Origin of the sequence: Vibrio sp. WZ-1 (assembly GCF_052037695.1) — a bacterium.
Classification (GTDB): Bacteria; Pseudomonadota; Gammaproteobacteria; order Enterobacterales; family Vibrionaceae; genus Vibrio.
The window spans coordinates 105078-117352 of the sequence record NZ_JBQEQR010000066.1; the positions used below are offsets into that span (position 1 = coordinate 105078).

Sequence of the window (12275 nt, forward strand, 5' to 3'; positions counted from 1 at the left end):
ATACACGGATGAGCCAAGCTATCTGTCGCCTGATTGCTCAAGAGCTGAATGTTCGCCCTGAGCAAGTTAATGCAGCTGTAACCCTTATCGATGACGGTAACACGGTCCCATTTATTGCACGTTACCGTAAAGAGGTGACGGGCGGCCTTGATGACACCCAACTGCGTACTCTAGACAGCCGTCTGTCTTACCTTCGTGAGCTGGACGATCGCCGTCAAACCATCCTGAAATCGATCCAAGAACAAGGCAAACTTACGCCAGAGCTAGAACAAGAGATCACTCAGGCAGACAGCAAGACTCGTCTTGAAGACTTGTACCTACCTTACAAACCAAAGCGTCGCACCAAAGGTCAGATCGCGATTGAAGCCGGTCTTGAACCACTCGCAGACCAGCTTTGGAATCATCCGCAAACTGAGCCAGAAAGCGAAGCAAGCAAATACCTTGATGCAGAAAAAGGTGTGGCAGACACCAAAGCTGCACTGGATGGCGCGCGCGCAATTATCATGGAGCGCATCGCTGAAGACGCGAACCTACTAGAGAAAATCCGTGGTCACCTAAACCGTAATGCAGAGATGGGCGCACGCGTCGTTGAAGGCAAAGAGCAAGAAGGTGAGAAGTTTAAAGACTACTTCAACCACAACGAACCACTAAGCAAAGTACCATCACACCGTGCACTAGCAATGCTACGTGGTCGTAATGAAGGCTTCCTGACATTGGCAATGAATGCCGATCCAGAACAGGAAGAAGGCGTACGTCAGTCTTACTGCGAAACCATTATTGCTGACCACTACGGCGTGACACTCAGCAGCGCACCGGCGGATACATGGCGTAAGCAAGTGATCAGCTGGGCATGGCGTATCAAAGTATCGATGCACATGGAAACCGAGCTGATGGGCGCAATGAAAGAGCGCGCGGAAATCGAAGCGATTGAAGTATTCGCCACCAACCTAAAAGATTTGTTGATGGCGGCACCAGCAGGCCCTCGTGCAACACTTGGTCTAGATCCAGGTCTGCGTACCGGTTCAAAAATCGCTATTGTCGATCCGACTGGTAAAGTGCTTGCAACCGAAACCATCTACCCTCACCCACCGCAAAAGCAATACGACAAATCAGCGCAAATCGTTGATCAGTTAGTACGCAAGTACAACGTGGATTTGATTGCGATTGGTAACGGTACGGCTTCACGTGAAACCGACAGCTTTGTCGCAGACGTCATCAAACGTGGCAACCTGAAAGTTCAGAAAATCATCGTCAGCGAAGCGGGTGCATCAGTTTACTCAGCGTCTGAGCTTGCAGCGAAAGAATTCCCAAATATGGACGTGTCTCTGCGTGGTGCGGTATCAATTGCTCGTCGCCTGCAAGATCCGCTAGCAGAGCTAGTGAAAATCGATCCTAAGTCGATCGGTGTGGGTCAATACCAACACGACGTTAGCCAATCTATGCTGGCAAAACGTCTAGATGCGATTGTGGAAGACTGTGTAAACGCGGTCGGTGTTGATGTAAACACCGCCTCTGCAGCACTACTAACGCGCGTAGCGGGCTTGTCGAGCACTATCGCGCAGAACATTGTCGACTTCCGTGATGAAAACGGTCGTTTCGAAGCACGTACGACCTTGAAGAAAGTGCCTCGTTTAGGCCCTAAGGCGTTCGAGCAGTGTGCAGGTTTCCTACGAATCATGGATGGTAAAAACCCACTTGATGCGTCTGCGGTTCACCCAGAAGCGTACCCAGTGGTAAAAGCGATCTCTGAGAAAAACAACAAAGACATCAAAGCACTGATTGGTGATTCAAGCTTCTTAAAAGGTCTGCATGCGGTGGATTACACCGACGATAACTTCGGTGTTCCAACCATTACCGATATCATCAAAGAGCTGGATAAACCGGGTCGTGACCCGCGTCCAGAATTCAAAACGGCGACATTTGCAGAAGGCGTAAACTCGGTATCTGACTTGGAGCCGGGCATGATTCTAGAAGGCGTGGTATCGAACGTAGCAAACTTCGGTGCTTTCGTTGATATCGGCGTTCACCAAGATGGTCTCGTACACATTTCTGCACTGACAGATCGCTTTGTGTCGGATCCACGTGAAGTGGTGAAAGCGGGCGACATCGTCAAAGTAAAAGTGATGGAAGTGGACGTGCAGCGCAAGCGTATCGCATTATCGATGCGTATGAACGACGAGCCGGGTCAAGACAACCGCAGTCAACGCTCATCAGCTGCCCCTCGTCGTAATGACCAACCGCAACGTCGTCAGCCTCGCCATGATGATTCGTCATCTAATAGCGCAATGGGTGGTGCTTTTGCGGCAGCATTTGCTAAAGCGAAAAAGTAATCTCGCCTAGGCTTCACCGCGAACGAGCTTTCACAGCTAAAAAAACGCTCCAATCAGTTAATCTGCTTGGAGCGTTTTTGTTTGAGTAGGATATTGAATCGTCATAATACTGCTATCACTTCTGACGGTGTATGGGGCGCAACCGAGTGACCATAATGAAACTTAATCACCTTCCTGCGTTTTTCCATTAATCCTTCTTTGACCGCTGCATCCAAAATGCGCTTAGGCAAGCGGAATCGAATCGCATAGCTCTTTCCTTGGCTGTTGCTATAAGTACTCAGTGCGAGAAGATCGAAAAGTCGCGCTAGGGCATCTTTCGGCTCTTCGTGATATTGAGTATCAACCTCGGTCTCCATTTCATAATCGGGATGCTCGGAAGGATCCCAGGAAGACTGACGTCGCCTTTTATCATCACTTTTAACTTTTCTTTCAGCGTTAGTTTTCGCTAAAGCGACCGTTGGTGCAACAGGTTCACGAACTTTGTTATCTCGTGCAGCCTGCTCCGTTTGCACATTCACGGATGGGGCGATCAGTGGCACACTCACAGTGGTCGGTGACACAATCATTGCGAATCCTCCTCAAAGAATCGCCCAAACTCGTCAATTTACCAAAGCAAACAAATGAAACCTTGTGCTTCAGCAATCAGTTTATCGACCATTTTTCATACAACTTTAGCAACTTGTTGCATCCAGTTATCATTTAGTTACAAATTCAATAAGCTGATCGCAAAAAGTCTGCGGTTCGGTCATAAAAGGAGCATGGGAAGATTGGGCAAAGATATATTGCGTTGAGTTCGGTATAACATCTTGTAGATCATGGGCAACTTTGACCGGAACCAACCCATCCAAACGACCGTATAGACGCAACACTGGCATGGTGAGCTGAGCAAGCTGCTCACGCAAATCGACATCCGCCAAAATATTTAAGCCAACTAGCAGAGAAGCCGGATTTGGCTGAGGTCGAGATAGTACTGCCTGTTTAAGTTGCCTAACATCTTGACGAGCGGACGGGCTACCCATCGCCTGTAACGCCATAAAACGTTCAATCGTTTGTGAAAAGTCTTCCATTAACTGTTCAGTAAACGCACTTAGCACATTAGGTTGAATGCCACGCCATGGACGTTGTGCCGCGAATTTAGGCGAGCTTGCTACCGTGATTAACTTATTCACTCGGTCTGGCGCATTCAATGCCACATGCATAGCCACTAATCCACCTAATGACCATCCTAGCCACACCGCTTTTTCTGGTGCGCCTTGAAGTACCATTTCTGCTATCTCAGCGAGATCTTGCGCATGACTGCTTGCACTATGTCCATAGCCGGGTAAGTCCACAACATGCAATGTAAACTGAGACTGAAGCTCTTCAACCGTTTGCTGCCAAACCGCGCCATTCATACCCCAACCATGAAGCAAGACTAAATCCGGCCCTTGGCCAAATGACTGCCAGTGCAATTTCGTGCTCATGCTCTCAACCTCTCCTACTAATTTGAACGGATAACCATTTCAATGCTGATAAGCTAGTTTTCTCACTAAAGGAAACTGTATGTTATCTCATCACTGGCAAAACATCATGTTTCACCTTATTGGTAGCCAATGTGCACTTTGTCAGTTCCCGCTCGATAACGGCCAGTCATCCATTCTACGCTGGTGCTCCAGCTGTACAAAGCTACTACAACCTCAATCAAGGTGTTTACGCTGTGGACTTCAACTTAGCCCGACAGATTCAGAGCGAGAGTTAGTCTGCGGAACTTGTTTAGCGGATCCACCACCCTGGCAAAAACTTTACACCTTGGGTGATTACGACTTCCCATTGGCAGGAGAGATTCAGCGATTTAAAGACCGTCGTGAATTATGGCAAGTACCGGGACTTTGCCAACAACTTGCAGATCAAATCTCGGACCCTGCCCCACTATTGACAAGCGTCCCCATTCATTGGAAACGCTACCTAACTAGGGGCTTCAATCAAAGTGCAATCTTAACTCGCTACCTTGCACAAAACTTATCGCAAGCACACGATACTCAGCTTTTTAGTAAAGTACGTTATACCCGCTCGCAACGACATTACCGAAAACAGCTTAGGGCAGAGAATCTCGCTCATGCCTTTAAGCTAAATCGAATCCCCGAACAAAACCACATCGCCATTGTTGATGATGTAGTTACCACAGGCAGTACGGTCCGACAATTATGTCAATTACTACTTGAAGTTGGGGTCGAAAGAATTGATATTTACTGCATCTGCCGAACTCCTGTTCCAAACACGATCTAGAACGCTTTGCCATGCCTTAGTAGCAAAAACACTAGACCGTTACGCTAACAAGAGTAAAATAGCAGCAATAGCCTACAAAATTACTCAGGTATTCGTCGTGTCAAATATTACTATTACAGAAACAGCGCAAACACATTTCGCTAACCTTTTGGGCCAACAGCCTGAAGGCACTAACATTCGAGTGTTCGTCGTTAACCCAGGAACACAAAACGCTGAATGCGGCGTATCTTACTGCCCACCTGAAGCGGTTGAAGGTACTGACACAGAAATCCCATACAGTGGTTTCTCTGCATTTGTTGACGAGCTAAGCTTACCGTTTCTTGAAGATGCGGAAATCGACTTCGTTACAGATAAAATGGGCTCTCAACTAACCCTAAAAGCACCTAACGCAAAAATGCGTAAAGTGTCTGACGACGCACCGTTAGTAGAGCGCGTTGAGTACGTGATCCAAACTCAAGTAAACCCACAACTTGCAGGCCACGGTGGTCACGTAAACCTAGTTGAAATCACAGACGATGGCATTGCAATCGTTGCATTTGGTGGCGGCTGTAACGGCTGTTCAATGGTTGATGTAACGCTAAAAGAAGGCATCGAGAAAGAACTGCTTAACCAGTTTGTTGGTGAACTGACAGCGGTTCGTGATGCAACAGAGCACGATCGCGGTGATCACTCATACTACTAAGTCGTTGATGACTTGTTAGCAATGAATATCGACGAGAAATGGGAGGCGTTTGCCTCCCATTTTTGTTTTCAATTTCGTGATGCTGAATCATCACGCTAGAAACTCAAGCTTTCTTCTCATATATTAGGAAATCTCATTTCCCCTGATGAGTTAACGACACAAAGGAGCCAGCGCATGTCGAAACGGACCCCACCAGAGATACTCTCTTGTCAGACGGTCGCACAATCTAAGCTGTTTGCCGTGGAAGCCCTCGACCTTCGCTTTTCCAATGGTGAGCTTCGTACCTATGAGCGTATGAAACCAAGCGGCCGCGATGCGGTAATGGTTGTCCCTGTCACTGAGCAAGGAGATTTGCTCCTTGTTCGAGAATACGCAGCAGGCACCGAGCGATACGAATTGGGCTTTCCAAAAGGATTGATTGATCCAGGAGAAACGCCAATCCAAGCCGCAGATCGGGAGCTAAAAGAAGAAATAGGCTTTGGCTCGAACGTTCTGACACCATTAAAGCAAGTAATCCTTGCTCCCTCTTACTTTTCAAGCAAGATGACTCTATTCTTGGGACAAGGTTTATACCCTGAAAGACAACAAGGTGACGAGCCGGAGCCATTAGAGGTAGTTCGCTGGCCGCTAGCACAAGCAGAAGAGTTACTCACTCATCTCGACTTTTGTGAGGCACGCAGTATCACTGCTCTGATGTTGGCACTTAAGCACTTACCAAACACCACTCACAACCAAAATCAATAAGGCCAACCAGCCGCGCAATAATTGTGAGAAAGGACCATTACTGATGCCAATGACAAAAGATCTATCACACCTACTACCACAAGTTATCGAGATCGCCCGCAGTGCGGGTCAACTGATTCTAGATATCTACGAAAACAAACAGTATGAAGCTTATACCAAAAGCGACGAAACCCCAGTCACTAGTGCCGACATTGCTGCGCATAAACTGATTACGAAACAATTGAGTGAACTGACCCCCGATATCCCTGTGCTTTCTGAAGAAGCAGCCGATATCAGTTTAGAACAGCGAGCAAAATGGGAGCGCTACTGGCTCGTCGATCCACTTGATGGCACGCAAGAGTTCATCGCACGTAGTGGTGACTTTGCGACCATCATTGCGCTGATCGACAACAACAAACCAACTATGGGCGTAGTTTACGGCCCAGTTTCTGGTGTCACTTACTATGCCTACAGCGGTAAGGGAGCGTGGAAAATTCCAGACATGTCTGAAAGCGTAAAAATTCAGACTCATAAGCATGAACATCCGGGACAAAACATTGCTATCGCGATCAGTCGTCGTCAAGACATCAACCGCATCACAAGCCGTATGAGTAGCACTTGGAATTACGACTTGATTCCACTCGGCTCTGCGGCACTAAAAGCTTGCTTAGTCGCAGAGGGTGCGGTGGATTGTTACTTGCGCTTAGGTCCGACGGGGGAATGGGATACCGCAGCCACACAGTGTATTGTGGAAGAGGCGGGAGGCCGTATTCTCAGCACCCAACTTGAGCCTCTGTCTTACAACGAACGCGAGACGCTGGAGAACCCAAACTTTATTGTTCTTGGTGATGCAGGTTTACCTTGGAGTGAGATCCTACAACGCAAAGATTGATCGCTAGTTGAACGACCAATACCGAATTTTCCAAGGCCACGAATTTTGTTCGTGGCCTTTATTTTTGTATCTTGTACAGCGATACAAGTATTTAGCCTACTATGATCTAAATGCTTTCACAGCTGTACATAAAGATTTATACACCAACAAATCAAATACTTATAATGCACAGCAATAATCAGCTAAATTTCATGTACAGCGAATAGAGGGTTTGGCCTACTATGATCCAAAAGCAAAAAGAGCTGCACATTGGCAGCTCTTTAATGATGCTATAAATTCCAAGTTTGGCTAAAAGCGCCCTTGATAATTAAACTCGTATTGTCCTTGAGCATTTGGATTACCTAGCCACTTAAGCTGCTCACTCATGCTCGATGGAAATTCCGCACCAGGTTTGAACCAAGCTTTAGTTGAGTAACGCTGGTTTGGCATTAGCTCAGCAGAAAATGCCGCTGATACTTGCTTACTCTTCTGCTCACCAGATGCTGATAGCATGCTGTCTTTACAACTCAGATCGGCAATCACAGGACCAAGTTCAAGGCTGCCTAGCGGGCTTTGAATACCACTTGCATTCCAAACTAACGTACCTTCGCCAGTCTTACACCAAGGAGCCGCATACGTCGCATGACGAATATTCAGCTCAAGTTGGCCATCAACGCTCACTGGTACAGGAAGGCGCGTCTGCTCAACGACCTTTGCTGCAGGAATAGACGCCACAAGATTTTCGGCATACGGACCGCTCGTTAGGCTATAGCCAACCAAACCACGACCACGTACGTCCATATTGCTACCACGCCCAAAGCGTACAGCAAATTCTGCTTTACCTGTAAATAAGCCCGATAGTTGAAAATCCCAGTTAACTTCACCTAAGTTTTGGTGCTGCCAATACACGGAAGACGCTTTACCCTGCCACACGGTGCCCTGAGCATTTTGAATATCCAAGCCTCTCACCTGAGGTACTTGTTGCATAACCCACGATACAGGCAACCCTGCAATTAAGCTAAATGAGAAAAAGGCGACAAATATAAAAACGTAAAGAAGTACTCGCTTCACCCTAACCTCGCTTAAACTGCAAACGATTGACGTCAATCATACCTGCTTGCTCGGTACGATCGATATCCAAAAACTCCACTTCAATACCTTGTTGTTCTTTTAGGTAACGGAGCCAATCTACAAATTGATTAAACGCAAGAGGTTTAATCCACACTTGCACACTTTCATTTCGTGGCTGAACTCGAATCAGCTCAACCTTATAACGACGGGCGGAGGAAGAAACAATCTGGTTCAGCGGTTGAGTTGAATAGCTTACACCACCACTTCTACGTAACGCGGTAATATCATCGGCCTTATCTTCGACCCAACTAAGTAACTGTTTTTCAGTTTGGATTCGAGATTGAGCCAACTCGGCTCTTTGGGTGATAGGCTGCAGTATCCCCCAATAGATAATCCCTATGGCCGCCAACGCACCACAACCTAGCACTAACCGTTGCTCACGTTGCGAGATGCTACTCCACCAAGCCTGAATCGACATGATTAAATTTTTCATCATCACCTCACAAACGCTTCAATACAAAGCTACCCATCACAACATTATCACTGCGATTGAGCTGACCTTGTTCAACATTGAATTTTTCTGACAACTTCACTCTTGCTTGCTCAAATGGTTGGAAATCAGAGCTTCGAGCTTGAATTCTTACTTCACCTCGATTGCCATCATATTTAAAGCTTGTGATTTCTAAGTCTTTTACCTGCCCCAATGTCGAAGGCAATGCAGCTATCCATGTCATCATAGCTTCATCACCAGCACCACCGGATAATCGACGCTCTTCATCGTTCATTTGGCGCTTTAAGTAGCTCACTGTTGGAATGCGTTTTTTACCCGGGAAAACTTGTCGGAAGATACGTTCACTTTCAGCGCGATAGGCTTGGGCTTGGGCTTCATACTTGTGAACTGTAAAGAGCTGTTGAGCGACCAAAACCACCAGCAGGACTCCAGCGGCCACCGCTGTTTTTTGCCATACTTTCCAGTGCTTACCCCATGATGATTTGGGCTTAAACTCCCCGACTAGCACGTTGACATTACTTAAGGCACAACCTTCCGCCAGCAAAGCCATTGGCATTTCAACCGGCTTATCAACCCATATATCAGGAATATTGCTATCCGGGATCGTGCTATAACTTTCCAGTTTCCACTCTGTTTGCTCTTGCCCATAGGCGGAAAGATAGAGTTCAAGCCATGCATTATCTACTGCCGCGCCATGGTATTCGTTATGACGAATCAACCATTGTTCTCCCAGCGAGACAGCCGTACTGTGCTCACTGACTGGCAGTGCCAATACATCAGGAAGGATACGCTTGATAGTCAAACCTTGGCTAGCAAAGCGCTGCAAAATGGTATGAACCCAAGCGCGTTCCACAGCACAAACATGAGCGCTATTCGCTTGCTTCTCTAAAACAGTAAAGTGCAGACTATCTACATCCTGCGCCACTTCGTCTTCGACCAAGTAAGGCAGCATACTATCAAACTGACGTGCCGCTCCCGGAGGAATATCCACCTCGGTTAGCACGACATCGCTAGCAGCAAGTAGTGCGATGATTTGACGTTGCTCTGCATAAGCCGCCAACTCATCTAAGTGTTCCCAACCGGCTAATTCTCCGCTGGCGATCACTTCCTGCTGTTGTGTTGACCATACCACCCACGGTATGGTGCTTTGTTGTTCGCTACTCAGCCGAACGGTCAGAAACTCGCTCACTGATCCCTCCAAAACGACGGCGGACAACCGTCACTGTTTCTCGATTCGTACTTTGCAAAAGGCTGCGGATTCGCACACGCGATTCATCCACTAAGACCTGAGCATCCAATTCAAAATAAGCACTATCTACACCCAGATAGCCTTTTGCTTTCTTCTTAATATCACCACTGACACCTGTCAGTTCGGACTCAGACAAAAAATCATCAATACTGTCCCATCCATCGAATGGGCGCTTCTCTATCAGTTGTACAGCATCACTGCTACTCAAGCCCGGAGAAAACATCGCAACTAATATCGCGGCTTGCTCGACTTCAATGGTATTTACATTCAGTCGCCAATCATCTGTTGGTATAGCACAAACCATCGGCGCAAGATTTCGATAAATTTCGCCACTTACTTGGTAAATTGAGCGCAATTCACTGCTGTCTGCCATCAACCCATTTGGTGGTAAGTAAGCAGGGTTCATACTTTCATAAGTGCTATCTTCAACCCCGGCAGTCGAACGTACAGAAGTATCACTATCAACATATTCCCATGTTGAGTCAGCGATCACCTCGGCTTGATAGGGTTCAACATTCGCCTCTTCCAATAGGTTTACCCACGTTTGTACTAAGTATGGTCGGGTTGTTTGATCATTCGTTGGCTGAACACTGGCAAGAGCATTAAGGTTAAAACACGCCTGTTTATCAACGATTCTTCCCGCCGCTTGCCCATAATCCAACGGATAGATTTGATCTTTTATCGCCCATGGCTGGCTCAAATTGATGGTGTCGCTGTCTTTGTAACTCTGCTCTATACCAATTTTAGCTAATGCTTCGACACCTAGGCTGTACCAATACGCTTGCTGGTAGTTGATTTGGTTAGTCGCGCGCTGAAATTGTAAAAACAATCGTTCAGACATACTGGCAGCGACTGTCGCCATGATTGCTAGAAGCATCAATACAATAATTAAAGCAACACCACGCTGACGATTAGCCATTGTTGTTGCCTCCTGACTCACTTTTCTCTCCCGATTGGAATTCACCATCTGGAGTAAGATACGTCCGGCTGATCTCACCATAATCCTTTAGCGTCAGCACAACAGAAACCGCTTTGGGTAGTGAGTCGGCAGAATCCCAGTCTTTTTTCCACTGTTTACCGTCATAAAATCGAAGGTTGAACTCTTCAACTTGTGTCAGCAAAGGCGTCACGATGCCTTGTTGAGCCACTGGTGTATCTGGATAACGCCACCACACTCGTTGAAGAACGTTATCTTTAATCCGATAACCGACTTTCGTCACTTCTCCACGCGGAAATTGCTGCTGCGGGTTGTGCCAACCTAAACGAGTAAACATGACGCCTTTGACATCGGAGTCCAGTAAATAGTCAGACCAAAAAATCAGCTGCTTGGCTGGCTCTTCTCCATTGGTACGACTGTGTCTTACCGCCATTTGACGAAAATCATTGTCCATCATGACCATCGCTCGTTGCAGTTCATTAAGACGTTGGATCTTTTCTTGGGATAATGCGTCACTGCGCTGAACCTGACTGACAACTTGGTATGCAGCAACACTTAAACTGGCAAAAATAGCGATAGATACCAACACCTCAATTAAGGTGAAGCCTGTATGGCGAGCGGTTCGCCTGTTCGTGTATTTACTTGTCCACATAACTTCGTACCGTTACGATTGGACTGGCTTTTTTTTCTACCGCGACACTGACATCAAATGCTTTCAGCAATGGCTGCGTCGTAGCGACTGGCGTCACTTTCCAATACCACGTTCGGCCGGCAAGTTCTTCGGTGCCATTTTTCGCTTTCAACGCGCTACTGTCTAACATGACATTCGCCATTTGGTTATCAACAACCATTGCTGCAAACATTTTTTCTTCTAAGTAACTGACGGTATTAATATGCTGACTGACTGAGCGAATAACACTGATCGCTGCCGTTGCAAAAATCGCTAATGCAACCAACACCTCCAACAAGGTCATGCCTCTCGCTCGTTTAGGTGCGATACCTATAAGGCTTGCTTTAGAAGGTCGCATTGTCATCCTCTTCCGCCTCTTCACCTGGCGCGAATAGTTTTATTTCCCCAGTTTCTTTACCAATAACACGCCAGCCATCGTTCTCTGCATCACCATCTTGTGGATAGAACGACAACGTGAAAGGCGTTAGCTCTGCACTGGAAAAAATAAACACTTGTGGCGGTTTCTCTTTCTTTTTTTCCTCTTCATCAGCAAACATATCTTCATCAAACAGTGAGCCAGGCTCAAATAAGCGGTCATCTTTATCCCAAGCTCCACCGCCTAACTCAAGTTGCATTGCGATTCCATCTTCCAACTTGGTACTGCTTGGAATTTGCTTCAATTCCAAAGGTTGCCAGCCATCCTGAGTTAAGTTTAATAAAGCATAGGTAGATTTTGCGTCATCAACGCGAACACCAAAATCTTTACCACTCAATACCGCCTCTTCATTTAGCAATTGCACTCGCTGGTAAAAGCTTTGTGCGTATTGTTTGGATAAATCTTTCTGACTGGTAGGTAAAGTAGTAATGACCGCAACAGCGGTAAGAGATAACAAAACCAGCACTAATAGAATTTCTATTAATGTAAAACCGAGGTGTTTTTGCATTCGTTTCATCAGTGCTGGTTTA

General features: G+C 46.7%; 14 protein-coding genes. 5 read left to right on the top strand and 9 right to left on the bottom strand.

Annotated elements, in window-relative coordinates; translation table 11 throughout:
* Positions 1-8 precede the first annotated feature (8 nt).
* The gene (locus tag ACTS60_RS08690) at positions 9-2330 is read left to right on the top strand and encodes a Tex family protein (RefSeq protein WP_440887915.1); all 2322 of its coding nucleotides are present in this window, start codon (positions 9-11) and stop codon (positions 2328-2330) included.
* 101 nt (positions 2331-2431) lie between these two features.
* Here ACTS60_RS08690 and ACTS60_RS08695 read toward each other — a convergent pair whose 3' ends face one another.
* Complete coding sequence (locus tag ACTS60_RS08695) at positions 2432-2896, bottom strand: hypothetical protein (protein ID WP_038883402.1); 465 nt, start codon at positions 2894-2896, stop codon at positions 2432-2434.
* A gap of 129 nt (positions 2897-3025) precedes the next feature.
* Positions 3026-3793, bottom strand: coding sequence for a pimeloyl-ACP methyl ester esterase BioH (gene bioH / locus ACTS60_RS08700; protein ID WP_440887916.1), 768 nt, complete (start codon positions 3791-3793; stop codon positions 3026-3028).
* 79 nt (positions 3794-3872) lie between these two features.
* Here bioH and ACTS60_RS08705 point away from each other — a divergent pair, with 79 nt between their 5' ends.
* The 4 genes from ACTS60_RS08705 to cysQ all read left to right on the top strand — a co-directional run bounded on the left by ACTS60_RS08705 (position 3873) and on the right by cysQ (position 6892).
* Positions 3873-4595: a ComF family protein gene (locus ACTS60_RS08705; protein WP_440887917.1), complete on the top strand. Its 723-nt coding sequence runs from the start codon at positions 3873-3875 to the stop codon at positions 4593-4595.
* Positions 4596-4692: 97 nt separating this feature from the next.
* Positions 4693-5277 carry a Fe-S biogenesis protein NfuA gene (nfuA, locus tag ACTS60_RS08710; RefSeq protein WP_409582139.1) on the top strand — a complete coding sequence of 195 codons (585 nt, stop codon included), beginning with the start codon at positions 4693-4695 and terminating at the stop codon, positions 5275-5277.
* Positions 5278-5451: 174 nt separating this feature from the next.
* Positions 5452-6021: an ADP compounds hydrolase NudE gene (gene nudE / locus ACTS60_RS08715; protein ID WP_440887918.1), complete on the top strand. Its 570-nt coding sequence runs from the start codon at positions 5452-5454 to the stop codon at positions 6019-6021.
* 43 nt (positions 6022-6064) lie between these two features.
* Positions 6065-6892, top strand: coding sequence for a 3'(2'),5'-bisphosphate nucleotidase CysQ (cysQ, locus tag ACTS60_RS08720; RefSeq protein WP_440887919.1), 828 nt, complete (start codon positions 6065-6067; stop codon positions 6890-6892).
* A 288-nt stretch (positions 6893-7180) separates the two neighbouring features.
* Here cysQ and ACTS60_RS08725 read toward each other — a convergent pair whose 3' ends face one another.
* Genes ACTS60_RS08725 through gspH form a run of 7 tightly spaced genes read right to left on the bottom strand, consistent with a single transcriptional unit; the run spans position 7181 to position 12253 of the window.
* On the bottom strand, positions 7181-7942 hold the full coding sequence (locus ACTS60_RS08725; protein WP_440887920.1) for a type II secretion system protein N: 762 nt from the start codon (positions 7940-7942) through the stop codon (positions 7181-7183).
* Between the two features lies 1 nt (position 7943).
* Positions 7944-8435, bottom strand: coding sequence for a type II secretion system protein M (locus ACTS60_RS08730; RefSeq protein WP_440887921.1), 492 nt, complete (start codon positions 8433-8435; stop codon positions 7944-7946).
* Between the two features lie 7 nt (positions 8436-8442).
* Positions 8443-9642 (bottom strand): type II secretion system protein GspL, encoded by a 1200-nt coding sequence (gene gspL / locus ACTS60_RS08735; RefSeq protein WP_440887922.1) that lies wholly within the window; start codon positions 9640-9642, stop codon positions 8443-8445.
* Positions 9611-10621 carry a type II secretion system minor pseudopilin GspK gene (gspK, locus tag ACTS60_RS08740; protein WP_440887923.1) on the bottom strand — a complete coding sequence of 337 codons (1011 nt, stop codon included), beginning with the start codon at positions 10619-10621 and terminating at the stop codon, positions 9611-9613. The genes gspL and gspK overlap by 32 nt, the downstream gene beginning before the upstream one ends.
* Entirely contained in the window at positions 10614-11291 is a 678-nt protein-coding gene (gene gspJ, locus ACTS60_RS08745) for a type II secretion system minor pseudopilin GspJ (RefSeq protein WP_440887924.1), read from the bottom strand. Before gspJ ends, gspK begins: the two co-directional genes overlap by 8 nt.
* Positions 11278-11673, bottom strand: coding sequence for a type II secretion system minor pseudopilin GspI (gene gspI / locus ACTS60_RS08750; protein ID WP_440887925.1), 396 nt, complete (start codon positions 11671-11673; stop codon positions 11278-11280). The genes gspJ and gspI overlap by 14 nt, the downstream gene beginning before the upstream one ends.
* Positions 11654-12253: a type II secretion system minor pseudopilin GspH gene (gspH, locus tag ACTS60_RS08755; RefSeq protein WP_440887926.1), complete on the bottom strand. Its 600-nt coding sequence runs from the start codon at positions 12251-12253 to the stop codon at positions 11654-11656. The genes gspI and gspH overlap by 20 nt, the downstream gene beginning before the upstream one ends.
* Between the last annotated feature and the right edge of the window lie 22 nt (positions 12254-12275).